A 26,278-nucleotide genomic window follows, 5' to 3' on the forward strand; every position below is an offset into this window, starting at 1 on the left:
TCGTCATGGCCGTTGATTCCATCCGCGCCGGCACCCCGGGGGCGCGCAACAACGTGAGCCCCTGGGTGATCGCCCCGGTGGTGGCCATCGCCGCCTTCATGGAGGTGCTCGACATCTCCATCGCCAACGTGGCCCTGCTGCACATCGCCGGCGGGCTGTCCGCCACCCAGGACGAAGCCACCTGGGTGCTCACCTCCTACACCGTGACCAACGCGGTGGTGCTGCCGATCAGCGGCTGGCTGTCCAACGTGGTCGGCCGCAAGCGCTTCTTCATGATCTGCATCGCCGGCTTCACGCTCACCTCCCTGGCCTGCGGGCTGGCGCCCACCCTCGGCACCCTGATCCTGTTCCGCTGCCTGCAGGGCATCACCGGCGGCGGCCTGCAGCCGGTGTCCCAGGCGATCCTGTCGGACGCCTTTCCGCCGGCCAAACGCGGCATGGCGTTCGCCATGTACGGCATCGCCGTGGTGTTCGCGCCGGCCATCGGACCCACCCTGGGCGGCTGGATCACCGACCATTTTTCCTGGCGCTGGGTGTTTCTGATCAACCTGCCGGTGGGGCTGATTCTGATTCCCCTGGTGCAGGCGCTGATCCGCGACCCGGATTACATGAAGGACGCCCGCCACAAGCGCGGCGGCAAGCGACCCCGGGTGGACCTGATCGGTTTCAGCCTGCTGGTGGTGGGCCTGGGCGCCCTGCAGATCATGCTCGACCGGGGCCAGCAGGATGACTGGTGGCATTCCGGCTTTATCCTGGCCATGACCTGCCTGGCGGCGGTGGGGCTGATCGCCTTCCTGATCTGGGAGTGGTACGACAAGGACCCGATCGTCGACGTGCACCTGTTCCGCAACCGCAACTTCGCGGTGGCCAACCTGTTCATGATGATCCTCGGCTTCGTGCTGCTGGCCAGCACCGCGGTGCTGCCGCTGTACGTGCAGGAACTGATGGGCTACACCGCCACCCAGGCCGGGCTGGTGCTGACCCCCGGCGGCATCGCCATCATCTGCCTGATGCCCCTGGTGGGGCGATTGGTGGGCAAGGTGCAGACCCGTTATCTGATCGGCTTCGGCTTCCTGGTCAGCGGCGTGGGGCTGTACACCATGACCGGCTTCAGCCTGGAGGCGGACTACAACACCATCATGATGGCACGGGTGCTGCAGGCCTCGGCGCTGGGTTTCCTGTTCATTCCCATTAGCACCGCCGCCTACGACGGCCTGCCCATGGAGAAATCCAACGACGCCTCGGCGATCATCAACCTGGCCCGCAACCTGGGCGGCAGCATCGGCATTTCCCTGGCCACCACCCTGCTGGCCCGGCGCAGCCAGTTTCATCAGTCGCGGCTGGCGGAGGAGATCACGCCCTACAACCCGGCCTACCAGGACCAGATCCATCAGATCGGCCAGGCCACCGGCGCCGGCGACCTGGCCAGCCACGGCATCCTGTATCAGGACCTGCTCAACCAGGCCAGCATGCTGGGCTACCTGGACGTGTTTAAGTTCATGGCGATTCTGTTCCTGTGCATGGTGCCGCTGGTGTTCATTATCCGCCGCGGCGTGGCCGGCCAGGGGGCGCCGGCCGGGGCGCATTGAGGGGGCCGCCGGCGTTTTTTGCCCGCCCCCATGGTGGTAGCATACCGACCGCCCCGCATTCGACCCCACAGGATCCGACCCGATGAACGACGACGCCCGCGACGACGATCGCAACGAGGAAGCGCAGAAAGGCGGCTTCTTCTCGCGCATGTTCCGGCGCAAGCCCGAGGACAAGCCGGAGCCGGCGCCGTCCAGCGACCGGGCGGAGCCCGACACCGGCACGCCGGCGGAACCCGCGACCCGGGAACCGGCCCCCTCCGAGCCGGCACCCTCCGAGCCCGCCCCGCCCGAACCGGTGCGCGCCGAACCGGCCACCCCGCCGGCGCCCGCCGAGCAGCCGGCGGCGGCGCCCGCCCCGGAGCCCGCCGGCGAAGGCGGCGGCTTCTGGACGCGCATGAAGCAGGGCATGAGCAAGACCAGCAAGAACCTGGGCAAGGGCCTGGCGGACCTGCTGGTGGGTGCAAAGGAGATCGACGACGAGATCTTCGAGGAGATCGAAACCCAGCTGCTGGTGGCGGACGTGGGCGTGGAAGCCACCGACACCATCATCGGCAATCTCACCGAACGGGTCGGCCGCCAGGAACTGGTGGACGCCGACGCCCTCTATGAAGCCCTGCAGGAAGAACTGCGCAATCTGCTGGTGCCGGTGGACCTCCCGCTGGAAATCGACACCTCGAAAAAGCCCTATGTGATTCTGATGGTGGGCGTGAACGGGGTCGGCAAGACCACCACCATCGGCAAGCTGGCCTGCCGCTTCAAGGCCGAGGGCCGCAGCGTGATGCTGGCCGCCGGCGATACCTTCCGCGCCGCCGCCGTGGAGCAATTGCAGGTGTGGGGCGAGCGCAACGACATTCCGGTGGTGGCCCAGCACACCGGCGCGGACTCCGCCAGCGTGGTCTATGACGCGGTGCAGGCCGCCCAGTCCCGGGGCGCCGACGTGCTGATCGCCGACACCGCCGGGCGCCTGCACACCCGGGGCAACCTGATGGAAGAGCTCTCCAAGGTGACCCGGGTAATGAAGAAGCTGTCGCCGGAGGCGCCCCACGAGGTGCTGCTGGTGCTGGACGCCGGCACCGGCCAGAACGCCATCAACCAGGCCCAGGAATTCCGCGACACCGCCGGCGTCACCGGCCTGGTGCTGACCAAGCTCGACGGCACCGCCAAAGGCGGTATCCTGTTCGCTCTGGCCAAACGCACCGGGCTGCCGATCCGCTTTATCGGCGTGGGCGAGCGGCTGGAGGATCTGCGCCCCTTCAACGCCGAGGAGTTCGTGCAGGCGTTGTTCGAAGACGTGGCCAAATAATCAACCCAAGGCACCCATGATCAAATTCGACCGGGTCGGCAAACGCTACCCGAACGGCAAGGACGCCCTGCGGCAGATCAGCTTTGAACTGCCCGCCGGGCAACTGACCTTCCTGACCGGGCACTCCGGGGCGGGCAAGTCCACCTTGCTGAAGCTGATCATGATGATCGAACGCCCCACCCAGGGTCAGGTGTTCGTGGAAGGCCAGAACCTGACCGGCGTGGGCAGCCGCCACATTCCCTTCCTGCGCCGCAAGATCGGCATGGTCCACCAGAACCACCAGTTGCTGTTCGACCGCAGTGTGTTCGACAACGTGGCCCTGCCGCTGGTGATCGCCGGCTTCGCCCGCGCCGACATCGGCAAGCGGGTGCGCGCCGCCCTGGACAAGGTCGGCCTGCTGGACAAGGAAAAGCTCAACCCGATCATGCTCTCCGGCGGTGAACAGCAGCGCATCGGCATCGCCCGGGCGGTGGTCAACAAGCCGCCGCTGCTGCTCGCCGACGAGCCCACCGGTAATCTGGACCCGGCGCTCAGCGCCGAGATCATGGACCTGTTCCACGATTTCGCCCGGGTCGGCGTGGCGGTACTGATCGCCACCCACGACCTGTCGCTGATCGCCCGCTACCGGCACCGGCTGCTGACCCTGCGCGAGGGCCGCCTGATTCACGATGGCGAGGAAGGGGTGTCCCAGCGCGACCAGGACCTGGCCCTTTACGCCCGCCCCCGGGAGGACCGCCGTGGCCCGTAACACTCGCCCACCCCGTCAGCGGCGGCCCGCCGGCGCGCGCAGCACGCGCACCTCCCTGGGCGACCGCCTTACCGCCTGGCGCCAGCATCACCGGGATTCCCTGGGCGATGCCCTGGGCCGCATGGCGGCGGCGCCCACCGCCGCGCTGATGACGGTGCTGGTGATCGCCATCGCCCTGGCGCTGCCCGCCGGGCTGGCGGTGCTGATGGACAACGCCCGCGCCATCACCAAGGGCTGGGACGGCCAGGCGCACCTGTCCGTGTTCCTGAAGCTGGACACCGCCGAGGAGCGCCAACGCGCCCTGGCCCGGGAGTGGGACGGGTTCGACACGGTGGCGCGCACCGAGGTGATTACCCGCGGCCAGGCCCTGGAAGAATTCAAAACCCTGTCCGGATTCGGCGATGTGCTGCAAGCGCTGCCGGACAACCCGCTGCCGCCGCTGATCGTGGTGTATCCGAAGGACGTGGCCCCGGGCCAGGTGGAAGCCCTGCAGCGCCGCCTCGACAACCTGCCCGAGGTGGACAACGCCCAGTTGGACGTGGCCTGGGTGCGGCGTCTGCACGCCATCATCGAGCTGGGCGACCGCATGATCAGCGTGCTTACCCTGGGCCTGGCCCTGGCGGTGGTGCTGGTGGTGGTGAACACCGTTCGGCTGGCCATCGAAAGCCGTCGCGAAGAGATCGTGGTGATCAAGATCGTCGGCGGCACCGATGGCTTCGTGCGCCGCCCCTTCCTGTACAGCGGTTTCTGCGTCGGCTTCGCCGGCGGCGTGCTGGCGCTGATCCTGATCAGCGTGGCCCTGTGGTGGCTGGGCGGCCCCATCGACGAGCTGTTGCGCCTCTATGAAAGCGAGCACTCGCTTACCGGCATGAACCCGTCCACCGTGCTGGTGCTGCCGTTGTTCAGCGGCACCCTGGGGCTGCTTGGCGCCTGGCTGGCGGTCAGCCGGCATCTGGGAGACATCGAGCCGCAGTTCTAACCGTCGGTTTTTCGTTTCTTTACCCCCGCCCGCCGCGCTTTTGCCTAAAGTGGACAGTCTCCGATCCGGGCCCAAAAGGCCCGCCGGCCCCCGCCTTTCACCGATTGATGAATTGAATGACGGGGAACTATTCCGGCTATTAGCACTCCTATAACCCGAGTGCTAATATCCATCCCATTCCAAACAGGGAGAAGGGAAATGACCACCCAACAACTGCAACAGGCCCACGCGTTGCCGCTGGCGGTTCCGGGCGACGACCTGGATGCCTATATCCGCGCGGTCAACACGGTGCCCGTGCTCAGCGTCGACGAGGAACGTCAGCTGGCCGAGCGGTTGTATTTTGAAGAGGACCTGGACGCCGCCCGTAACATGGTGCTGGCCCATCTCCGCTTCGTGGTGCATATCGCCCGCAGCTACACCGGCTACGGCCTGCCCCTGGGCGACCTGATCCAGGAAGGCAACGTGGGCCTGATGAAGGCGGTAAAGCGGTTTGATCCGAACAAAGGCGTGCGCCTGGTGAGCTTCGCGGTGCACTGGATCAAGGCCGAGATTCACGAATACGTGATCAAGAACTGGCGCATCGTCAAGGTCGCCACCACCAAGGCCCAGCGCAAGCTGTTCTTCAACCTGCGCGGCCAGAAGAAGCGCCTCGGTCGTCTGACCACCGAGGAAGCGAAGCGGGTGGCGGACGATCTGGGCGTGACTCCGGCCCAGGTGAAGGAAATGGAAGGCCGCCTCGGCGCCTTCGACGCCAGCTTCGACGGCCCCACCAACGACGACGAGGACAACGCCATTCCGTCGCCGGCGGCCTATCTGCACAGTGACAACAGCGACCCGGCGGACCTGGTCGCAGAGGAAGATTACCAGCAACGCAGCTCCCGCCAGCTGGGTTCCGCGATCATGACCCTGGACGAGCGCAGCCGCGACATTCTTGAACGCCGCTGGTTGGCCGATCAGAAGGCCACCCTTCAGGAACTGGCCGATGAATATGGTGTGTCCGCCGAGCGGATCCGCCAGCTTGAAAACAACGCGCTGAAGAAACTTCGCAACGCCATCGCCGCCTGAGGCGATTCCGCGAAGCCGACTACCCCTTGCCCTGGCACCCCCCTGCCGGGGCTTTTTTTTGGCATCGCCCGATTTCCAGTACAATCGGGTCTCCACGGACCAACACACCGGTGACCATGAAATACCTGCTTGTGCTGGGTGCCCTCAACGGCGCCCTGGCGGTCACGCTCGGGGCGTTCGGCGCCCACGGGCTGAAAAACCGCGTCGACGCGGCCATGCTCGACGTCTGGAGCACCGCCAGCCAGTATCATTTCTACCACGCCCTGGCGCTGCTGCTGGTGGGCCTGCTGGCGCGCCAGGCCGGCGCCGGCGCGGTGACCGCCGGCTGGATTCTGTTCGCCGGCACCCTGGTGTTCAGCGGCAGCCTCTACGCGCTGGTGCTGAGCGGCCAGAAATGGCTGGGCGCCATCACGCCCCTGGGCGGCACCGCCCTGATCGTGGGCTGGCTGTGGCTGGCCTGGTCCCTGTGGCGCGCCCACGGCTGACACGCACCCACGCCGACCCTCACCCACGGATAGCGAGCAAGACCATGACTTCCCTGACCGTCAACGGCGATCCCATGACTCTGGAAGGCACCACCGTCGCGGACCTGGTGGCCCAGCTGCAGCTGCAGGGCCGCCGGCTGGCGGTGGAAGTGAACCGGGACATCGTGCCCAAGAGCGAGCACGGCCAGCACCGCCTGCAAGACGGCGATGTGGTGGAAATCGTGCACGCCATCGGGGGTGGGTAAATCGCGCCTACGGCGCGATTTACGACCGGACAGGACGTCCGGGCCGGGCGCTCCAACCGGCACCGCGCCCCCCAACGAACATCACCGAACCAACCTTGGAAATGACCATGTCCGACCCGCTTCACATCGCAGGCAAAACCTACCAGTCCCGGCTGCTGATCGGCACCGGCAAATACAAGGATTTCGAGGAAACCCGCCAGGCCGTGGAAGCCAGCGGCGCGGAGATCGTTACCGTCGCGGTGCGCCGCACCAACCTGGGCCAGGAAGCCGGCGAGCCCAACCTGCTCGATTTCGTCAGCCCGGACAAATACACCATCCTGCCCAACACCGCCGGCTGCTTTAACGCCGAGGACGCGGTGCGCACCTGCAAGCTGGCCCGGGAACTGCTGGACGGCCACAAACTGGTGAAGCTGGAAGTGCTGGGCGACCAGAAAACCCTGTACCCGAACATCGCCCATACCGTGCGCGCCGCCCAACAGTTGGTGGACGACGGCTTCGACGTGATGGTCTACACCAACGACGACCCCATCGTCGCCAAGGAACTGGAAGACATGGGCTGCGTGTCGGTGATGCCGCTGGGCTCGCTGATCGGCTCCGGCCTGGGCGTGCTCAACCCGCACAATATTCTGCTGATCATGGAAGAGGCCAAGGTACCGATCATCGTCGACGCCGGCGTGGGCACCCCCAGCGACGCCACCCTGGCCATGGAACTGGGCTGCGATGGCATCCTGATGAACTCCGCCATCGCCCATGCCCGCAACCCGGTGCTGATGGCCAGCGCCATGAAAAAAGCCATCGAAGCCGGCCGCGAGGGCCTGCTGGCCGGTCGCATGCCCAAGCGCGCCTTCGCCAACCCGTCCTCGCCCTCCGAAGGCCTGGTGTCCTGAGCCTCGAACCAAGGATTCGCCCGACATGCTCGATTTTCTGCACCAGGACAAGGACCCGGAAACCGGCAAGGTGATGCGCCGGGTGCGCAGCTTCGTGCTGCGCGAGGGCCGTCTCACCGCCGGCCAGCGCCGTGCCCTGGACACCCTGTGGCCGCGCTTCGGCCTGGAACGGGGCCAGGGTGAGCTGGACCCGGTGGCGGTGTTCGGCCGGGACGCGCCCCGGGTGCTGGAGATCGGCTACGGCATGGGCGCCTCCCTGGCGGCCATGGCCGAGGCGGCACCGGACAAGGATTTTATCGGCATCGAGGTGCACCGACCCGGCGTGGGCGCGCTGCTGATCGAGATCGAGCAGCGCGGGCTGGCCAATGTGCGCAGCTACTGCGACGACGCGGTGGATATTCTCAAGCTGTGTATTCCTGACGGCAGCCTGGAACGGGTGCAGCTTTATTTCCCCGATCCCTGGCACAAGAAGAAACACCACAAGCGGCGCATCGTGCAGCCGGACTGGGTGGCGCTGGTGGGCCGCAAGCTGCGCCCCGGCGGGGTGCTGCACATGGCCACGGACTGGGAAAACTACGCGGAATACATGATGGAAGTGATGGCCGGGGCACCGGGTTTTGAAAACCGCGCCGGGGCCGGACGGTTCGCCGAGCGCCCGGAATGGCGCCCGGAAACCAAATTCGAACGCCGTGGCGCCGGTCTGGGCCACGGCGTTTGGGACCTGCTGTTCGAGAAGGCCCCCTAGGCGGATTTAGAAGCGGTATTCCAGGCCCACGGCCAGGCTGTCGTATTCCAGATCCTCGCTGACGTCGTCCGCCTCGAAGGCATAGCGGCTGTAGGACGCGGTCACGCCGGCCTGTTCGCTCAACAGCCAGGCCGCGCGCAGACCGTAGAAGAAGTCCCGGGCATCGTCGTCCATGCTGTCGGAGCCACCCGGGCCGCGCACGCGGAAGGTAATGTCCGCGTTCTGGATACCCAGGGTGCCACCCACGTAGAACGACGGGGTCAGCGGGAACATGGCGTCGGCGGCCACGTAGAAACCATCGGCCTCCACCTCGAATTTACCGATGCCGCCCAGGACATCGGCTTCCGCGTCGCCAAATTTCCGGTAACCGAACCGGAAGGTGAAGATATCGTTGGCCGCCAGGCCCACGTAAACGTCCCCGCCCATTTCCGCGTCCGGCGAGTCGGCATCGACCACGTTGTTCACCGCGTCCTCGAAAAAGTCGTCCGCGTTGCTCTGATCACGGGCGATGGACGCCCCGATCAGAAAACCCGGGTCGGCCTGAACCGTCAGCGGCGAAAAGGCCAGGGCGGCGGTGGTGGCAAGCAAAAGTGATTTTTTCATTGGGATCCCTCCAATATGGCTTTTTATTAATAGAGCGATGGAATCTACACAAAAAAGTTATAAAAGGTAAATCCGATTTTCCGGATGCGCCGGTGCCCGGGCCAATTGACAACCGGCTCGCGCTTAAAAACCGCGCCTCTTGGAAAAGAGCGTTCAAACCTCTTTCAGCCGCCAGGACCAGAAGGTACCAAGGGCGCCCATCAATCCCAGGAACACCAGCGCCCATTGGGCGCCGGCCACCGACACGCCGGTACTAATGCCGCCCACCACCAGCAACAGCACGCCGATCACTGTGTTGCTGACCGCCGTGTAGTCGGTGCGCTTGGTGCCACCGGCCATGTCCACCAGATAGGTCTTGCGGCCGATGCGCACCCCGGAATGGGCCACCGACAGCACGAAGAACGCCACCGGATAGAACCCGGCCAGCCATCCGGCGTCGGGCGCCAGCAGCGCCACCGCCGCCACCCCCAGACAGACCAGGGCCGCCAGCCCGCCGCCGCGCATCATCACCTGGCGGCTGGAGGCGTCGGCCATGTAGCCCCAGACACTGGCGCTGAGGGTACTGGCCAGGCTGGAGGCCACCAGGAAGCCGCCCAGCAGCGCCGCCCCCTGGCCCTGTTTCTGGGCCAGCACCACCAGAAACGGCGAGCCCAGGGCGGAGGCCATCAGCAACGCCCGGGTGATCACGAAATCGCGGAAAGGCCGGTCGGCGACCAGCAGGTTGAGGCTGGCCAGAGCCTCGCGCAGGGCGTGACCGCCGCCGGCGGTTTCACCCTTGAACTCGTCGACGCTGGCGAACACCGCCGCCGCCAGCCACCAGGCCAGCCCCGCCGCCGCCAACAGCACGGAATAGAACAGCAGGCCCGGCTCCTGTTCGGCGCCGAACAAAAACACCCCCACCGCCAGGGTGGCCAGGCCGGAGAGCGTGGAGGCCAGGCCGGTGAGGCGGCCACGGCGGGACTTGGGGATGCATTTGCCCTGCACGTCCTTCATGGCCACGGAACAGAACCCGCGCCCCAGGCTGAAGATCACCAGCAGCCCGACAATCGCCAGCCCGGCGGCGAGGCCCCGCCAGTGCCACACCGCCAGCGCCATGCCCAGCACGCACAGCCCCTGCAGCACCGCCCCCAGGGCCCAGAATCCCTTGCGCACCGGATGGCGGCGCACCCAGGCGCCGATCAGCAGCTGCGGAATCAGCGAACCGGACTCGCGGATCGGCACCAGGGCGCCGGCCAGGGCGGCGGGCGCGCCCACCGCGCCGATCAGCCAGGCCAGTACCGTCTTGGGATTGATCAGCAGGTCGCCGATCTTGGAAAGCAGGTTCGCCAGAATAATCTTGAAGAAATTGCCGGGCACTTCCCGGCAGGCCTCCTCGCTGATGTCGGTACAGGTGCGCGCATCCTCATCGTTGGCCACCAGGGCATACAGCCGGGACAGAGTGGCGCGGTCCTCACCGGCCCGCACCCGGGTCGTCGGGTTGCTCATTGTTTCCCCTTGAATCCTTCCCTCTTAAAACCTTGAAAAATCCCCTTGTTCCCCTTCCTCCCCGGGACCATCGTGGAAGCGGAGATCAGAGGCTCTCAAGGAGGATATCACCATGTACCGAGTGTATTACCTCGTACGCAGCCTGGATCAGGTGAAGGTTGCTCTGAATGGTCTCAAACGCGCCGGCATCGGCGACAACCGCACCCACGTGGTGACCCGCGACAACGGTCAGCTACGGGCCGAGGGCATCCACGCCACCACCCCCTGGGAAGACACCAACCTGATGACCAACGGCTTCTACGGCGCGCTGATCGGCGGCGGTCTCGGGCTGCTGGTGGGCTGGGCGCTCAGCGGCATCGATCCGTGGGGCGTGCAGATCGGGTTTCTCGGCGTGGTGCTGTGCGTGCTGTTCTTCGGCGCCCACGGCGCCTGGACCGGCGGCATGTGGGGCATTTCCCAGAACAACCGGCATCTGAAACCCTATCTGAAGGACATCCGCCGCGGCTTCTATTTGCTGATGGTGGACGTGGACTCGGAGCCGGAGCGCGAGCGCGTTCACCGGGTGCTGGACGCCAGCGTGCGGGCCGAGCGCCGGGACGACGAAAGCTCTTTCAGTCCGTTCTTCTGAGTGATCCGGCCCGCCGGATGGTCGGACCGGGGCGGGACCCCGGTCCGGCGCGCCGGATCAGCCGTGCTGACCGGAGTGGCGGCCTTCGGCCAGCTCTTCCTCGAGACGTTTGCAGAAGGCGTCCAGATCCTTGGGCGTGCGGCTGGTGACCAGACCGTTGTCCACCACCACCTCGCTGTCTTCCCAGTGGGCACCGGCGTTCTTCAGGTCCTGGGCCACCGAGGGCACCGAGGTCATCTTGCGGCCTTCCACCACGCCGGCGTTGATCAGTATCCAGGGCGCGTGACAGATGGCGGCCACCGGTTTGCCGCTTTCGAAGAAGGCGCGCACGAACTTGAGCGCGTCCTCGTCAAGCCGCAGGGCGTCGGGATTAAACAGGCCACCGGGCAGTACCAGGGCGTGATAGTCGGCGGCCTTGGCCTGATCCAGGGTGCGTGACACCTCATAGGTGTCGCCCCAGTCGGTTTCCGCCCAGGCGCGAATGCCGTCGGCTTTCCCTGCCGGCGCCACCACGTCCACATCGACACCGTGACCGCCCAGGGAGGCCTTGGGCACGGACAATTCGGATTCCTCGAAACCGTCGGTGGCGAGAATCGCCACCCGCTTACCGTTCAAGGCTTGGGTGTTCATGACGTACTCCTGTTGCGTGCATGAGGCCCCATGCTAGACCTTTCCGGGCCGCCGGCACGGCAACGGCGCCTAAAAAACTGCAAAAGACGCACCGCGCCGAAGGCACCGCCCGCGTTGCACGGCCGGGGGGTGGCCGATAGACTTTGCCCACCTTTGGATGGTTAGCCGAAATGCCCGAATCGATTCCCCAGGACTCCGTGGGCCTGGTTGAACCCCAGACCCTGCATGTGGACCAGCCCCTGGAGCTGGAATGCGGGCGCGTGCTGCCCGCCTATGACCTGGTGTACGAGACCTACGGCACCCTCAACGCCGATGGCTCCAACGCGATCCTGATCTGCCATGCCCTGTCCGGCCATCACCACGCCGCCGGCTATCACGGCGCCGACGACAAGCGGCCCGGCTGGTGGGACAGCTGCATCGGCCCGGGCAAGCCCATCGATACCGACCGCTTCTTCGTGGTGTGCCCGAACAATCTGGGCGGCTGCCACGGCTCCAGCGGCCCGCTGTCCCGCAATCCGGAGACCGGCGAGCTGTGGGGCCCGGATTTCCCGATGATGACGGTGAAGGACTGGGTGAAAAGCCAGACCCGCCTGGCGGACGCCCTGGGCGTCCAGCAGTGGGCGGCGGTGGTGGGCGGCAGTCTGGGCGGCATGCAGGCCATGCAGTGGGCCATCGACTTCCCGGACCGCCTGCGTCATTCCGTGGTGATCGCCGGCGCGCCCAAATTGTCCGCGCAGAACATCGCCTTCAACGAGGTGGCGAGGCAGTCGATCCTCACCGATCCGAACTTTCACGGCGGGCGCTACTATCTGCACGACACCTACCCGCGCCAGGGTCTGATCCTGGCGCGTATGGTCGGCCACATCACCTACCTGAGCGACGATGCCATGCGCATGAAGTTCGGGCGGGATCTGCGCTCCGGGCGTTTCCACTTCGGCTTCGACGTGGAGTTCCAGGTGGAATCCTATCTGCGTCATCAGGGCGAGACCTTCTCGCGCAACTTCGACGCCAACACCTATCTGTTGATGACCAAGGCGCTGGACTACTTCGACCCGGCCCGGGACTACGAGCATTCCCTGGAAAAGGCCATGGAACAGACCCGCTGCAAGTTTCTGGTGATGTCGTTCAACTCCGACTGGCGGTTCGCGCCGGAGCGCAGCCGCGAGATCGTCAACGCGCTGGTGCAGGCGGGCCGCGATGTGAGCTACGCGGAGATCGACACCCCCAAGGGGCACGATGCCTTCCTGCTGCCGATTCCTGAATACACCAAGCTGCTGAGCGCCTACCTGGGCCGGGTGGCGGACGAGGTGCGCGCCGATGTCTGAAGCCTTCACCGACCCCCGCAAGACAGCGGCCCATCGGGACGACCTGCGCCTGATCAGCGACTGGATTCCGCGCGGCGCCACGGTGCTGGACCTGGGTTGCGGCGACGGCTCCCTGCTGGCCTCCCTGCGCCAGGAGCGCGACGTGAACGGCTATGGTCTGGAGATCGATCAGGACAACATCGCCGCCTGCTTCGAAAAAGGCGTCAATGTGATCGAGCAGGACCTGGACAAGGGCCTGGGCAACTTCCAGAGCGAGCGCTTCGACTATGTGATCATGACCCAGGCCCTGCAGGCGGTGCTGCGGCCGGACGCGATTCTCGACGAGATGCTGCGCGTGGGCCGCGAGGCGATCATCACCTTCCCCAATTTCGGCCACTGGCGGGTGCGCTCCTATCTGGGTTTCAAGGGCCGCATGCCGGTGTCCTCGGCGCTGCCCTACGAGTGGTACGACACCCCCAACATTCACCTGTGCACGGTGAAGGATTTCCAGGTCCACTGTCAGCGCAACGATATCCGCATCATCGAGCGCACCGTGGTCAACCGCCACCATCGCAGCGGTGCCCTGACCCGGGCCTGGCCCAATCTGTTCGGCGAAATCGCTGTTTACCGTGTCACCCGCTGATCGCGGAGAGAACATCATGGCTACCCTGGTACTGGCTTCCGGTAACCGCAAGAAACTCGAGGAGATGCGCGCCATCCTGGCGCCGCTGGACCGCGAGGTGGTGCCGCAGAGCGATTTCGACGTGCCGGAGGCGGAGGAAACCGGCCTGACCTTCGTGGAGAACGCCATCCTCAAGGCGCGCAACGCCGCCCGCGTCACCGGCCTGCCGGCCATCGCCGACGACTCCGGCCTGGAAGTGGACGCCCTCAATGGCGCGCCGGGCATTTATTCCGCCCGCTTCTCCGGCGCCGACGCCAGCGACGCCAAGAACAACGCCCTGCTGGTGGAAATGCTGGGCGACCTGCCGGAGGCACCGCGCACCGCCCGCTACCAGGCGGTGCTGGTGCTGATGCGTCACGCCGAGGACCCCACGCCGTTGATCTGCCAGGGCACCTGGGAGGGCGAGATCGTGCTGGAACCCCGGGGCGAACACGGCTTCGGCTACGACCCCTACTTCCTGCTGCCGGATCTGGGCAAGACCGCCGCCGAGCTGGACCCGACGGAAAAGAACCGCGTCAGCCATCGCGGCCGCGCCATGGCGGAATTGATTGCCCGCCTGAACGGGGATCGCAACTGAAGCCGCTAACGGCCATGAGCACTGATACACCGCCGCTGAGCCTTTATGTGCATGTGCCCTGGTGCGTGCGCAAATGCCCCTATTGCGACTTCAACTCCCACGAGGGCGACCCGCAGGAGGACGCCTACCTGCGCGCCCTGCTCACGGACCTGGACCAGGATCTGCCCTTGCTGGACGGCCGACCGGTGGAAACCGTGTTCATCGGCGGCGGCACGCCGAGCCTGATGGGTGCCGGCTTTTACCGGGATCTGTTCCTCGGCCTGCGCGACCGGCTGACCCTGGCCGACGACGCGGAGATCACCCTGGAAGCCAACCCCGGCACCCTGGAGGCCGGCCGCTTCGCCGGCTTCCGCGAGGCCGGCATCAACCGCCTGTCCATCGGCGTGCAGAGCTTCCACCCGGATCACCTGCGCGCCCTGGGGCGCATCCACGGGCCGGATCAGGCGCGGGCGGCGGCCCTTGAGGCACGGGCCGCCGGCTTCGACAATTTCAATCTGGACCTGATGCACGCCCTGCCCGGCCAGAGCACCGGGCAGGCCCTGGACGACCTGCGCGCCGCGCTGGAACTGGAACCCACCCATCTGAGCTGGTACGAGCTCACCATCGAACCCAACACCGCCTTTTACCGGGCGCCGCCGACGCAGCCCGACGGCGACGACCGGGCCGACACCGAGGAGGCCGGCTTCGCCCTGCTCGCCGACGCCGGCTTCCGGCGCTATGAGGTGTCGGCCTTCGCCCGCCCCGGCCGGGAATGCCGTCATAATCTCAATTACTGGCGCTTTGGCGATTACCTCGGCATCGGCGCCGGTGCCCACGGCAAACTGACCCTGCCGGACCGCCGCCTGCGTTACCAGAAAACCCGCCTGCCGGCCCACTATCTGGCCGATCCGGCGGCGGCTCGTCGTCACCAAACGGTCATCGAGGCGCCACTTCAGGAAGCGCTGCTCAACGGCTTGCGATTGCTCGACGGCGTCAGTATCAACACCCTGGCCGCCCGCAGCGGCGTGGCGGCGGCGACCATTGAGGACGCGCTGGCGCCATTCCGGGCGCAAGGGTTGCTGGTCGAACATGGCGATCGGGCCGCGTGTACGGCGCTGGGCCTGCGCCATCTGGATACCGTTCTGGAACGCCTGTTCGAACGGCTGGTTTAATATCCCGCCACGCTGTCGTATGCTCGCGGTCAGATTTTACGTTGTAAGGGAATAACACCGACCTCCAGGGAACGACGTCCCCCCACGGGCAGGCACGCAAGCAATACCCTTACAGGCACAACCATTAAAAATACCGCCTTTCATCAGGGGTCCAGATCAATGAGTAAGCGCATTATCAGCAAGCGCATGGTGATCATGCTGATCATCCTGGCCGTCGTGTTCGGATTGATCTTCGGCTTCAAGGCCTTCGTCGGCATGAAGATGAACGAGTTCTTCGACAACATGCCGCAGCCCGCCGCCGCCGTCTCCACCTATGAAGCGCGCCCCGACAGCTGGGCGCTGATGCTGGAAGCGGTGGGTACCGTCAACGCGGTGAACGGCGTGAACGTGACCAGCCAGGTGGCCGGCGAAGTGCAGAAGATTGAGTTCGAGTCCGGCGACACGGTCAAGAAAGGCGATGTGCTGGTGACCCTGGAATCCGCCGCCGACCGCGCCCAGTTGAACGCGCTGCAAGCCACCGCCCGGCTGTCCCGGCAGGAATTCGACCGTTACGAGCGGCTGGCCAAACAGGGCAGCATTTCCAAATCCGAGCTGGACAACCGCCGCGCCCAGCGCGACCAGGCCATGGCCCAGGCCCAGGCTCAGCAGGAACAGCTCAACTACAAAACCGTGCGCGCGCCCTTCGACGGCCGCCTCGGCATTCGCCAGGTGGACCTGGGGCAGTATCTGCAACCCGGCACCGCGGTAGTGAGCCTGACCCAGCTGGAGCCGATCTTCGTGGACTTCTCCCTGCCCGAGCAGGAACTCAGCAAGGTGGAGCAGGGGCTCAAGGTGCGGGTGCGGCTGGACGCCTTCCCGGACCAGACCTTCGAGGGCGAAATCAGCGCCATCGAGCCGGGGGTGGACGCCGCCACCCGCAACGTGAACATTCAGGCCCGCTTCGAGAACGCGGACCGCAAACTGCGCCCGGGCATGTTCGCCAAGGTGGACATTCAGCTGCCCCAGGCGGAAGAGGTGGTGGTGGTGCCGCGCACCGCGATCAGCTACGCGCCCTACGGCAATGCCGTGTTCGTGCTGCAGGACAGCGACGCGGGCAAGAATGGCGAGGAAGCCGACGGCAAGAGCGGGGACCAGAGCGAGGGCGAGCCTCAGAAGATCGTCAAGAAGCGCTTCGTGAAACTGGGCCGCCAGCGCGGCGACCTGGTGGCGGTGGTGGAGGGGCTCAAGCCCGGCGAAGTGGTGGCCACCAGCGGCCTGCTGAAACTGCGCAACGACGCCAAGGTGACCATCGAAAACGATGTGCAGCCTTCCGCCGACCCGGCGCCGACGCCGGGTAACAGCTGAGGCCACCCATGAAATTCACGGATATTTTCATCAATAAACCGGTGCTGGCCAGCGTGGTCAGCCTGTTCATCTTCCTGCTCGGCCTGCGCGCCGCCACGGAGCTGAACGTGCGCCAGTATCCGGAAATGGAAAACGCCGTGGTCACCGTGACCACGGTGTACACCGGCGCCGACGCGGACCTGATCCAGGGCTTTATCACCACGCCCCTGGAACAGGAAATCGCCTCCGCCGAGGGCATCGATTACCTGGTCTCCACCTCCCTGCAGGGCGCGTCCTCGATCCAGGCCTACATCCGCCTGGGCGCCGACCCCAACGAGGCGCTCACGCAGATCGTGGCCAAGGTCAACAAGATGCGCAGCGAGCTGCCCCAGGAGTCCGAGGACCCGACCATCGAACTGGCGGTGGGCGAGGACATCGCCTCCATGTATTTGTCGTTCTCGTCGGAGATTCTCGACAACAACCAGATCACCGATTACATCGTCCGCGAGGTCCAGCCCAAACTCGCCACCATCCCCGGCGTGCAGCGCGCCCGCGTGCTCGGCGACCGCACCTTCGCCATGCGCGCCTGGCTGAAGCCGGAGCGCATGGCGGCCCTGGGCGTGACGCCCTCGGACGTGTATGGCGCCCTGCAACAACAGAACGTGCTGGCCGCGGTGGGCAGCACCAAGGGCACCAACGTGGCCCTGGATCTGAAAGCCGGCACCGATCTGAATTCCGCGGAGCAGTTCGAGCGGCTGATCATCCGCTCCGAGGGCAACGCCATCGTGCGGCTCGGCGACGTGGCCGATGTGGAGCTGGGCTCGGAGTCCTACCAGTCCTCGGTGACCTTCAACGGCAAGCAGGCCACCTTTATCGGCGTGGAAGTGGCCACCGACGCCAATGCCCTGGATGTAATCGCGGAAGTCCGCGGCGCCCTAGAAAACCAGATCTTCCCGCAGTTGCCGGAAGGCATGAACGGCGACATTCCCTACGACGGCACCGAGTACATTCAGGACTCCATCGACGAGGTGGTGAAGACCCTGGTGGAGGCGGTGCTGATCGTGATCCTGGTGATCTACCTGTTCCTCGGCTCCCTGCGCTCGGTGTTGATCCCGGCCATCGCGGTGCCGCTGTCCATGGTCGGCGCCCTGTTCCTGATGCTGCTGATGGGCTTCTCCATCAACCTGCTGACCCTGCTGGCCATGGTGCTGGCCATCGGCATCGTGGTGGACGACGCCATCATCGTCCTGGAGAACGTGCACCGACACGTGGAGGAGGGCCTGTCACCGTTCGACGCCGCCATCAAGGGCGCCCGCGAGCTGGCCTGGCCGGTGGTGGCGATGACCACCACCCTGGTGGCGGTGTACCTGCCCATCGGTTTCATGGGCGGGCTCACCGGCACCCTGTTCGTGGAGTTCGCCTTCTCCCTGGCCGGCGCCGTGCTGCTCTCCGGCATCGTGGCGCTGACCCTGTCGCCGATGATGGCCGCCAAGATCCTCAAGCCCCACGATCCGGGCCGGGAAGGCCACCGCTTCGAACGATGGCTGAACCGCAATTTCGAGAAGATGGAGCGAGGCTACGAGCGGCGCCTGCACGGTGCTCTTAACGACCGGCCGGTGATCTACGTGTTCGGCGTGATCATTCTGGTGTCCTGTTACTTCCTGTTCGTGACCTCGCCCAGCGAGCTGGAACCGGCAGAAGACCAGGGCTTCGTGCTGACCTCGTCCACCGCCGACCCTTACGTGACGCTGGACTACCTGGAGCCCTTCACCCGGGAGTTCAATCAGATCGCCGACAGCATGCCGTCGGTGGGCAATGTGTTCCTGCTCAACGGCATCGGCGGCGGCGCCGGCACCGCCGCTTCCAACACCGCCCTGGCCGGCTTCGTGCTGAAAAGCTGGAATGAGCGCGACCAGACCACCGCGGAAGCCAACACCGAGCTGTCCGGGAAGATCAATAACATCGCCGGCCTGCAGGTGGCGTCGTTCGTGCCGCCCTCCCTGCCCACCGCCGGCGGCATGCTGCCGGTGGAATTCGTGATCGGGACCACCGAGCCCACCGAGAACCTTCAGGAGTTCGCCAATGAGGTGCTGGCCAAGGCCCGGGCCAGCAATAAGTTCATCTTCATGGACTCGGACCTGAAGATCGACAAGCCGCGCTACAACATCGTTATCGACCGGGAAAAGGCCGCCAGCCTGGGCATCACCATGCAACAACTGGCCCAGGAGATGGGCGCCATGCTGGCCGGCGGCTACGCCAACCGCTTCTCCCTGGAGAACCGTTCCTACAAGGTGATTCCCCAGGTGGAGCGCGGCGGCCGGCTGACCCCGGAGCAGCTCAAGCAGTACTACGTGCGCACCGGCGCCGGCGACCTGGTCCCCCTGGCCACGGTGATCAGCCTGGAAGAGACGGTTCAGCCGCAGCAACTGAAACGCTTCCAGCAGCTGAACTCGGTGACCATTTCCGGCGTGCAGCGCCCCGGCGTGACCCTGGGTGAAGCCCTGGGCGTGCTGGAAAAAGCCGCCAACGAGGTGCTGCCGCCGGGTTACTCGGTGGACTACTCCGGCCAGTCCCGTCAGTTCAAGAAGGAGGGCAGCGACCTGGTCCTGACCTTCTTCTTCGCGCTGATCGTGATCTACCTGGTGCTGGCCGCCCAGTTCGAGTCCTGGCGTGACCCGATCATCATGCTGATCACCGTGCCCATGTCGGTGTGCGGCGCCATGATCTTCGTAAGCCTGGGCCTGACCACCCTGAACATCTACACCCAGGTGGGCCTGGTGACGCTGATCGGGGTGATCTCGAAACACGGGATTCTGATCGTGGAATTCGCCAACAAGATGCAGGACGAGGGCATGAGCAAGCGCCGCGCCATCGAGCACGCCGCCGCCGTGCGGCTGCGGCCGGTGCTGATGACCACCGCGGCGCTGGTGCTGGCCATGGTGCCGCTGCTGATCGCCAGCGGCCCCGGCGGCGGCGCCCGCTTCGCCATCGGCCTGGTGGTGGCCGCCGGCATGACCATCGGTACGCTCTTTACCCTGTTCGTGGTGCCGGCCATGTACATGCTGCTGGGCCGCGACGAAGGCCACGACGACAGCGAGCAGGGGGCGGTAACCCACTGACCGGAGCGGCGGGCGTTGCCCGCCCTGAACCCGCCGCCATGAAAAAGCCCCGCCTTGAATGAACAAGGCGGGGCTTTTTTTATCCGGCTTGATCGCGGCATCCGCCGCGATGGGATCACTCTTCGTTGGCTTGCGCCACCCGTTTGTCCGCGCGCAGGCGCTCGTGCTGCTGCGGGGTGCAGCCCAGGCAACGCACGAAGGCGGTGGCGGCGGGGTCCTTCACCAGGGTTTCCGCGGCCTCGCCGGTATTGCCACCGATCGCGCTGAACGGCAGCGTCACCAGCCAGACAGCGGCGCCGCCCACGGTGGCCACGGTCATCACCGGACGGACGATCAAGGCGTCGCCGAACATGGCCAGCGCCGACGGACGGGCGTCGTCCAGCTCCATCTCGCGGGCCTGGGCCGGCCCGCCGAGTGACAGCGTCGAGACGAAGGCCGTGGTGGCGATCAGGCGCAAAGCTCGCTTCATGGTGGTTCCCCTCTCATCGTTCGCGCTTATTCTTTTGCGCTTACCGTTCGCACTTATTTTTCACAGGTTCCAGGGTCGTTCCGGACCTATTGTCGTTTCTAATACATTCTTCTTCCGACAAGCACTTCACAATCTACAGCTTTGTTCTGAGACCGGCAATATTGCCGCCTGCCAGCCCTCAGCGCTGGCAGGCGGCGCAGAACACGGTGCTGCGCTGGCCGTGGCGGCCGCCGCGCAACGGCGCGCCGCACTGTGGGCAGGGCTGCCCGGCCCGGCCGTAGACCAGCAGTTGCTGGGCGAAGTAGCCCGGCTGGCCGTCGGCGCGGGTGAAATCCCGTAGCGTGGTGCCGCCGGCCTCGATGGCCTTGGCCAGCACCGCGCGAATCGACAGGGCCAGGCGCTGGTAGCGGGCCAGGCTGATGCGCCCGGCCGGGCGGGACGGATGGATGCCGGCCAGAAACAGGCTTTCCTGGGCGTAGATGTTGCCCACCCCGACCACCGTGGCGTTGTCCATGATGAAGCTCTTCACCGACACCTTGCGGCCCCGGCTGCGGGCGTACAGCCAGTCGCCGTCGAAGGCATCGTCCAGGGGCTCCGGGCCCAGATTGGCCAGCAGCGGGTGGCTCAGCCCTTCGCCCAGATAGAGCACCGCGCCGAACCGGCGCGGGTCGTTGAACCGCAGCAGCCGGCCGGAATCCAGATGCAGATCCACATGGTCGTGTTTGCGCAGGGGCGTGTCCGCTTCCACCACCCGCAGGGTGCCGGACATGCCCAGATGGATGCCCAGTTCCAGATCACCCAGGTCCATCAGCAGGTATTTGGCGCGGCGCCGCAGGGCACGGATCGGGCGGTCACGCAGGTCGCCCACCCGGGCGTCCACCGGCCAGCGCAGGCGCGGTTCACGAACGGTGACGGCGGTCAGCACGCGGCCGGCCACATAGGGCTCGATGCCGCGCCGGGTGGTTTCCACTTCGGGCAGTTCAGGCATGGTCGGGCAAGGCATCCGGGGTCGCGGGCGAGTGCATGCACCCGCCGGGCACATTAGTATGAGTGCGCATTGTAGTGGACAGGGAACACGGAGACACCATGGCGTACTGGTTGGGCGTGGACACCGGCGGCACCTTCACGGATTTCGTGCTGCTGGGGGAGGGCGAGCCGCGCATTCACAAGGTGCTGTCCACGCCGTCCGCGCCGGAGGACGCGATCCTGCGGGGCATCCGTGAGCTGGGCCTGGAGGCCGCCCTGGCCACCGGCGAGCTGATCATCGTGCACGGCACCACCGTGGCCACCAACGCGGCCCTGGAAGGCAAGGGCGCGCGCACCGTGCTAGTCACCAACCGGGGCCTGGAGGACGTGCCCCTGATCGGCCGTCAGAACCGCCCGGAACTGTACAACCTGACGCCGGCGGCACCCCGCACCGCCCTCCACGACACCCCGACGGAGGGCGTGGACGCCCGCCTGGGCGCCGGCGGCGAGATCGTGACGCCGCTGGAAGAGTCCGATATTCAGGACCTTGTGGCGCGTGTGAGTGCCCACAAACCTGAGTCCGTGGCGGTCAGCCTGCTGTTCTCCTACCTCAACGACGAGCACGAAACCCGCCTGGGCCGGGCCCTGGAGGCCGCCGGTTTTCCGGTCAGTCTGTCCAGCCAGGTGCTGCCCACCCGGGGCGAGTACGAGCGCGGCCTGGCCACCTGGCTGAACGCCTGGCTGGCGCCCCGCCTGCGGCATTATCTGAACCGGCTGTCCGAGCACACCCGACCGGCGCCCCTGGCCATCATGCAGTCCCACGGCGGCACCGTGGCCGCCGATCAGGCCGCCGACCGCGCCGTGAACCTGCTGCTCTCGGGCCCCGCCGGCGGCCTCAACGCGGCGCGGCGCCTGGCCCGGGATCTGGACCAGGACCATCTGATGACCTTCGATATGGGCGGCACCTCCACCGACGTGGCGCTGCTGGACGGCGACGTGCGCCTGACCCGGGATGGGCGCATCGGCCCCTATCCGGTGGCGGTGCCGATGGTGGACATGCACACCATCGGCGCCGGCGGCGGCTCCCTGGCCCGGGTGGACGACGCCGGACTGTTGCACGTGGGGCCGCAATCCGCCGGCGCCGACCCGGGCCCGGCCTGCTACGGGCGCGGCGGCCAGGCGCCCACCGTCACCGACGCCAATGTGGTGCTGGGCCGGCTGCAGCCCGACTTCGCCCTGGGCGGCAGCCTGCGCCTGGACGTGGACGCCGCCCGCGCGGCCGTGGCGCGGCTGGCGGCGCCGTTGGGGCTGGACCCGGAGGCGGCGGCCCGGGGCATTGTCGACCTGGCCAACGAGCACATGAGCCAGGCCCTGCGGGTGATCTCCATTCAGAAGGGCTTCGACCCGGCGGATTTCACCCTGGTCAGCTTCGGCGGCGCCGGCGGGCTGCACGTGTGCGCCCTGGCGGAGAACCTGGGCATGGCGCGGGCGGTGGTGCCGGTGCGCGCCGGGGTGCTGTCCGCCGAGGGGCTGGTCTACGCGCCGCGCAAGCGGGAGCTGATCCAGGCGCTGTCCACCGACGCCTGTGCCGACGCCGTGGACGCCCTGGCGGCGGCCCTGGAGCGGCGCGGCCGCGCCGAACTGACCGCCGAGGGCGTGGCCGACAGCGACATTCACGCCGAGGTAAGCCTGGATCTGTGTTATCAGGGCCAATCGTCCACCCTGGCCCTGGACTGGACCGGGGACCCGGCGGCCTGCGAACGGGCCTTCCATGCCCTCCATGAGCGCCGCTACGGCCACCGCCTGGCCCTGCCCGTGCGCCGCGTCAACGTGCGCGTGCGCTGCCAGGCCGCCGCCCGCGCCCCGGCGCCGGCGCGGCTGGCCGGCGGCGCCGGGGCACCGGCCTGGCACGCCCGAATCGCGGAACTGTCGGCGCCGATTCCGGTCTATGCCAGGGAGGATCTTGCGCCGGACCAGACCCTGGACGGGCCGGCCCTGATCTTCGAGGCCGTCGGCACGGTTTATCTGGCACCCGGCTGGCGGGCTCGGGTACACTCCTTGGGTCATCTGCTGATGATCCGGAGCGCCTCGGAATGAGGCCCTTAGCCACGGAAAATACCGATTACCATCAGGGGCCATGCGTCCCGCAACCGTGTTACTTCCCATGAATGATGTACTGAACTTCCTCTCCGGAGGCCTGCTCGCGCCCGGCCCCTGGACCCTGCTGCTGATCACCCTGGCTCTCACCCATGTGACCATCGTCAGCGTGACCGTCTATCTGCACCGCTACTCGGCCCACCGCAGCCTGGATCTGCACCCGGCCCTGCAGCACTTTTTCCGCTTCTGGCTGTGGCTGACCACCGGCCAGAACACCCGCGCCTGGACCGCCATCCACCGCAAACACCACGCCCGCTGCGACACCGAGGAAGACCCGCACAGCCCGCAGGTCCTGGGCATTCGCAAGGTGTTCAGCGAAGGCGCCGAACTGTACCAGGCGGAAGCCGCCAACCAGGAAACCCTGGACAAATATGGCGCCGGCTGCCCGGACGACTGGGTCGAGCGCCGTGTCTATAGCCGCTACAGCTTTCTGGGCATCGCCCTGATGGGCGCCATTGATCTGGCCCTGTTCGGCGTGGCCGGCATCACCGTCTGGGCGGTGCAGATGATCTGGATCCCCCTGTTCGCCGCCGGGGTGATCAATGGCATCGGCCACTACTGGGGTTACCGCAATTTCGAGTGCGCCGACGCCTCCCGCAACGTGCTGCCCTGGGGCATCCTGATCGGCGGCGAGGAGCTGCACAACAACCACCACACCTACCCGAACTCCGCCAAGCTGTCCGTGCGGCGCTTTGAGTTCGACATGGGCTGGGCCTGGATCCGCCTGTTCGAGATCCTGCGTCTCGCCAAGGTGAAAAAAGTGGCGCCCAAGCCGGTGCTCGCCCGTCCCCGGCACAGCGTCGACCTGGACACCCTGCGCGCGCTGATGCAGCACCGCTTCCAGGTGATGGCGCAGTACCGCCGCGCGGTGATCAAGCCGGTGTTCGCCCAGGAACGCGCCCGCGCCTGTGACGCCACCCGCGACCTCTATCACCGGGCCAGCGCCTTGCTGCACCGGGATCAGCGTTTCTTCAAGAAACGCCACACCCACGACCTGACCCGGCTCACCGAGCACAACCATACCCTGGCGACGATCTATGATTACCGCCTGCGCCTGCAGGCCATCTGGAGCCAGAAAAGCCGCGACTCCGCCCATATGCTGGAAGCCCTGGCGCAATGGTGCCGCGACGCGGAAGCGTCCGGCATCCACGCCCTGCAGGACTTCGTGCAAACGTTGAAGGGTTACCGCGTCAGCGCCGTGCGCGCCTGATCCCGACCGAACCGCCCGGCCTCGCCGGGCGGATCATTCCACAATACCGTTCGATCCGGTTTCCTGGATCCCCCTCCCGCGTAGCAACGGCAAACGACGATCCAGATCAGGGTCGTGGTGGCAATGGAAAGGTAGCCATCCACCAGATAATGCCACCCAAGATGCACGGACCCCAGCAAGATCACCATTGAGTAGGCAAAGGCCAGAGCCGCCAGTCGCCGGCCAATCCGCGTCGCGGCCAGGAACAGCAGCCAGGCCAGCGAAACATGCATGCTGGGCATGGCTGATATGCCGGAACCGATGGCAAAGCGGTTTTTCTCGTACAGTTCCCAGAGATAGTTCTGCGTGGCCACCGCCCATACCGGCTGACCATCACTCACCTGCGCCAGGTACGTCATCAGCGGCGCATAGGGATTCTCCACACCGGGGAACAACCGACCGAAATAGCAGGGCCCCGCGGAAGAAAAAAGCAGCGCCAGCAGGCAACCATTCACGATCCACGCCAACGCGTAGCTGATGATAAAGCGCTTTCTCAGCACGGGCCGCCGATGATCGACAATCATCCAGAACAGCACGCCGACGACCAGAAAAAACCACAGGTTGTACAGAACGTTGATAGGCCAGGTCAGGCGGAGGGAAACGACAAAGTCGTGGATGATCCGCCACGGGTCCGTGCCTCCGTGCAGAATTCTGTCCGCCTCAAGCCAAAAGCCATCCCAGTGATATGGGTTGATCACGGGTATAAAGGATTTGAAGGAAGAAACGGCGGAGAAGAACAGGCTGAAGCAAAAAAGCAGAGTCGCCGTCCTCAGCACCCCCGCCCCTCGAACAAAAGCGACTGCCTCTTGCAGCATCTCCCGCAGAGGATAGGCGGGCCTGATGACCAACAACAGCCGCAACGCACGCCAGAGAAAAAGAACCCCCAGTAGCGCACCGATAGCGATAAGCGCGATCCTCGGATAGATGGTAAGTGAAAACCTGTTTTCCAGATTATAGAGGTGGGCGACCGCCCAGGTGGCGCCGGAGAAAGCGAGCAAAAGGGTAATGATATCGCCATCCTCTATAAGGACCTGGCGCATACCACGAACGATACGGAAGCGAAGCCGATCAACGCCGGTAGAACCAGGTTTCCTTACGAGCCGATCAGCCCCGGAAGATGACGAGCACATAACGCTCCTCTGATCACATACCGTAGGCGCCACCGCGACACCCCTGAACGCGGGTTCCGCCCGGCTTCACCGGGCGGACCGCCAGCATCGTCATGCTCAATAGCGTAACGAAAGGGCCACGGAAAACAGGTTTTCGGTGGGCTCCACCTCAAGCTGATTCTGGAAGTATTTTTCCTATCCATAGCGGGTCTGGGTCCACTCCAGTCTCATGTCCAGGCCCTCCTGAAGCGGCAGCAATGCCCCCAAACCATAGCGGAACCCATCGTGATCCTGATCGTCGCTTTGGAAAGCGCTCACTTCGTAGTTCGATACCTGCCACCCCAACCTCAAGTAGGGCGTTGCGCCTTCCAACGCCCCGCCCAGCAATACGCCAAGTCCGTAGCTGGTTGAGCTTTCCACACTGATTTTGCCACCGGCGAAATTAATGTCCGCGTCGGCATTGCGGGCACCCATGTTCGCCTCCACGGCGAAGAAACCCTGGCGACCACGCCAGCCATAGCCGGCGAAGGCGATGCCCGCCAGACCATCCGCTGCAACACCGTCAATATCAAGAACCGGGCCGGAGTCCAGTTGCACATCGCTTCCTGACCAGCCTGCGCCCACGCCCAAAAACAGGCCTTCCCGGGCCTGAGCGTTGACAGGCAACGCCAACACGGCAGCGAGCGGAATCACGCCGGCGGACCAAACCCCAAAAGTTTTCGCTTTCCTTATTTTCATCTTAGTTTCTCCTTTTCTAATTGTGATCTTCCTTGGAGCGCC

The 26,278-nt window shown here is 65.9% G+C and carries 25 protein-coding genes; 18 read left to right on the forward strand and 7 right to left on the reverse strand.

From position 1 onward, the window contains the following. Positions 1-5: 5 nt before the first annotated feature. The 9 genes from ACLD0W_RS04050 (at position 6) to trmB (ending at position 8,046) form a co-directional block, all read left to right on the forward strand. Positions 6-1,589 carry a DHA2 family efflux MFS transporter permease subunit gene (locus ACLD0W_RS04050; RefSeq protein WP_410306217.1) on the forward strand — a complete coding sequence of 528 codons (1,584 nt, stop codon included), beginning with the start codon at positions 6-8 and terminating at the stop codon, positions 1,587-1,589. An 82-nt stretch (positions 1,590-1,671) separates the two neighbouring features. Continuing rightward, positions 1,672-2,892: a signal recognition particle-docking protein FtsY gene (gene ftsY / locus ACLD0W_RS04055; protein ID WP_410306218.1), complete on the forward strand. Its 1,221-nt coding sequence runs from the start codon at positions 1,672-1,674 to the stop codon at positions 2,890-2,892. A 16-nt stretch (positions 2,893-2,908) separates the two neighbouring features. After that, the gene (gene ftsE / locus ACLD0W_RS04060) at positions 2,909-3,640 is read left to right on the forward strand and encodes a cell division ATP-binding protein FtsE (RefSeq protein WP_239549823.1); all 732 of its coding nucleotides are present in this window, start codon (positions 2,909-2,911) and stop codon (positions 3,638-3,640) included. Next, the gene (gene ftsX / locus ACLD0W_RS04065; protein WP_410306219.1) at positions 3,630-4,619 is read left to right on the forward strand and encodes a permease-like cell division protein FtsX; all 990 of its coding nucleotides are present in this window, start codon (positions 3,630-3,632) and stop codon (positions 4,617-4,619) included. The genes ftsE and ftsX overlap by 11 nt, the downstream gene beginning before the upstream one ends. A 198-nt stretch (positions 4,620-4,817) precedes the next feature. After that, positions 4,818-5,684 carry an RNA polymerase sigma factor RpoH gene (gene rpoH / locus ACLD0W_RS04070; RefSeq protein ID WP_410306220.1) on the forward strand — a complete coding sequence of 289 codons (867 nt, stop codon included), beginning with the start codon at positions 4,818-4,820 and terminating at the stop codon, positions 5,682-5,684. A gap of 116 nt (positions 5,685-5,800) precedes the next feature. Beyond that, positions 5,801-6,169 carry a DUF423 domain-containing protein gene (locus tag ACLD0W_RS04075; RefSeq protein WP_204430067.1) on the forward strand — a complete coding sequence of 123 codons (369 nt, stop codon included), beginning with the start codon at positions 5,801-5,803 and terminating at the stop codon, positions 6,167-6,169. A gap of 44 nt (positions 6,170-6,213) precedes the next feature. Beyond that, entirely contained in the window at positions 6,214-6,414 is a 201-nt protein-coding gene (thiS, locus tag ACLD0W_RS04080; RefSeq protein ID WP_410306221.1) for a sulfur carrier protein ThiS, read from the forward strand. 107 nt (positions 6,415-6,521) lie between these two features. Then, positions 6,522-7,301, forward strand: a complete 780-nt coding sequence (locus tag ACLD0W_RS04085) for a thiazole synthase (protein ID WP_138773805.1) — start codon at positions 6,522-6,524, stop codon at positions 7,299-7,301. A 25-nt stretch (positions 7,302-7,326) separates the two neighbouring features. Further along, a complete protein-coding gene (gene trmB / locus ACLD0W_RS04090) occupies positions 7,327-8,046 on the forward strand; it encodes a tRNA (guanosine(46)-N7)-methyltransferase TrmB (protein WP_410306222.1) in 720 nt (239 codons plus the stop codon). 6 nt (positions 8,047-8,052) lie between these two features. On the opposite strand, the gene ACLD0W_RS04095 is transcribed toward trmB, so the two are convergent. Continuing rightward, positions 8,053-8,649: an outer membrane beta-barrel protein gene (locus ACLD0W_RS04095; RefSeq protein WP_410306223.1), complete on the reverse strand. Its 597-nt coding sequence runs from the start codon at positions 8,647-8,649 to the stop codon at positions 8,053-8,055. Positions 8,650-8,802: 153 nt separating this feature from the next. Further along, a complete protein-coding gene (locus ACLD0W_RS04100) occupies positions 8,803-10,134 on the reverse strand; it encodes an MFS transporter (protein WP_410306224.1) in 1,332 nt (443 codons plus the stop codon). Between the two features lie 112 nt (positions 10,135-10,246). Here ACLD0W_RS04100 and ACLD0W_RS04105 point away from each other — a divergent pair, with 112 nt between their 5' ends. Then, on the forward strand, positions 10,247-10,762 hold the full coding sequence (locus ACLD0W_RS04105; RefSeq protein ID WP_410306225.1) for a hypothetical protein: 516 nt from the start codon (positions 10,247-10,249) through the stop codon (positions 10,760-10,762). A 57-nt stretch (positions 10,763-10,819) separates the two neighbouring features. Here ACLD0W_RS04105 and ACLD0W_RS04110 read toward each other — a convergent pair whose 3' ends face one another. Beyond that, entirely contained in the window at positions 10,820-11,392 is a 573-nt protein-coding gene (locus ACLD0W_RS04110; RefSeq protein WP_410306226.1) for a type 1 glutamine amidotransferase domain-containing protein, read from the reverse strand. A 170-nt stretch (positions 11,393-11,562) separates the two neighbouring features. Here ACLD0W_RS04110 and ACLD0W_RS04115 point away from each other — a divergent pair, with 170 nt between their 5' ends. The 6 genes from ACLD0W_RS04115 to ACLD0W_RS04140 all read left to right on the forward strand — a co-directional run bounded on the left by ACLD0W_RS04115 (position 11,563) and on the right by ACLD0W_RS04140 (position 19,548). Continuing rightward, positions 11,563-12,717 (forward strand): homoserine O-acetyltransferase, encoded by a 1,155-nt coding sequence (locus ACLD0W_RS04115; protein WP_410306227.1) that lies wholly within the window; start codon positions 11,563-11,565, stop codon positions 12,715-12,717. Next, a complete protein-coding gene (gene metW, locus ACLD0W_RS04120; protein WP_410306228.1) occupies positions 12,710-13,339 on the forward strand; it encodes a methionine biosynthesis protein MetW in 630 nt (209 codons plus the stop codon). Before ACLD0W_RS04115 ends, metW begins: the two co-directional genes overlap by 8 nt. A gap of 16 nt (positions 13,340-13,355) precedes the next feature. After that, positions 13,356-13,955: an RdgB/HAM1 family non-canonical purine NTP pyrophosphatase gene (rdgB, locus tag ACLD0W_RS04125; protein ID WP_410306229.1), complete on the forward strand. Its 600-nt coding sequence runs from the start codon at positions 13,356-13,358 to the stop codon at positions 13,953-13,955. A gap of 14 nt (positions 13,956-13,969) precedes the next feature. Next, positions 13,970-15,106 carry a radical SAM family heme chaperone HemW gene (hemW, locus tag ACLD0W_RS04130; RefSeq protein ID WP_410306230.1) on the forward strand — a complete coding sequence of 379 codons (1,137 nt, stop codon included), beginning with the start codon at positions 13,970-13,972 and terminating at the stop codon, positions 15,104-15,106. Between the two features lie 159 nt (positions 15,107-15,265). After that, the gene (locus ACLD0W_RS04135) at positions 15,266-16,450 is read left to right on the forward strand and encodes an efflux RND transporter periplasmic adaptor subunit (RefSeq protein WP_410306231.1); all 1,185 of its coding nucleotides are present in this window, start codon (positions 15,266-15,268) and stop codon (positions 16,448-16,450) included. Positions 16,451-16,458: 8 nt separating this feature from the next. Then, positions 16,459-19,548: an efflux RND transporter permease subunit gene (locus ACLD0W_RS04140; RefSeq protein ID WP_410306232.1), complete on the forward strand. Its 3,090-nt coding sequence runs from the start codon at positions 16,459-16,461 to the stop codon at positions 19,546-19,548. A gap of 115 nt (positions 19,549-19,663) precedes the next feature. Here the strand turns inward: ACLD0W_RS04140 and ACLD0W_RS04145 are convergent, their stop codons facing one another. Together ACLD0W_RS04145 and mutM are read right to left on the reverse strand one after the other, a co-directional pair. Continuing rightward, positions 19,664-20,017: a hypothetical protein gene (locus ACLD0W_RS04145; protein ID WP_410306233.1), complete on the reverse strand. Its 354-nt coding sequence runs from the start codon at positions 20,015-20,017 to the stop codon at positions 19,664-19,666. Between the two features lie 178 nt (positions 20,018-20,195). After that, positions 20,196-21,005: a bifunctional DNA-formamidopyrimidine glycosylase/DNA-(apurinic or apyrimidinic site) lyase gene (mutM, locus tag ACLD0W_RS04150; RefSeq protein ID WP_410306234.1), complete on the reverse strand. Its 810-nt coding sequence runs from the start codon at positions 21,003-21,005 to the stop codon at positions 20,196-20,198. Between the two features lie 98 nt (positions 21,006-21,103). Between mutM and ACLD0W_RS04155 the strand changes: the two genes are divergently transcribed. After that, entirely contained in the window at positions 21,104-23,080 is a 1,977-nt protein-coding gene (locus ACLD0W_RS04155; RefSeq protein ID WP_410306235.1) for a hydantoinase/oxoprolinase family protein, read from the forward strand. A 67-nt stretch (positions 23,081-23,147) separates the two neighbouring features. Further along, entirely contained in the window at positions 23,148-24,350 is a 1,203-nt protein-coding gene (locus ACLD0W_RS04160; RefSeq protein WP_410306236.1) for a fatty acid desaturase, read from the forward strand. Here the strand turns inward: ACLD0W_RS04160 and ACLD0W_RS04165 are convergent. Then, entirely contained in the window at positions 24,323-25,429 is a 1,107-nt protein-coding gene (locus ACLD0W_RS04165; protein WP_410306237.1) for a phosphatase PAP2 family protein, read from the reverse strand. The two genes, ACLD0W_RS04160 and ACLD0W_RS04165, sit on opposite strands and share 28 nt — an antisense overlap. A 264-nt stretch (positions 25,430-25,693) precedes the next feature. Continuing rightward, the gene (locus ACLD0W_RS04170) at positions 25,694-26,236 is read right to left on the reverse strand and encodes an outer membrane beta-barrel protein (protein ID WP_410306238.1); all 543 of its coding nucleotides are present in this window, start codon (positions 26,234-26,236) and stop codon (positions 25,694-25,696) included. Positions 26,237-26,278 lie beyond the last annotated feature (42 nt).

The organism is Alloalcanivorax sp. C16-1, assembly GCF_046507805.1.
Classification (GTDB): domain Bacteria; phylum Pseudomonadota; class Gammaproteobacteria; order Pseudomonadales; family Alcanivoracaceae; genus Alloalcanivorax.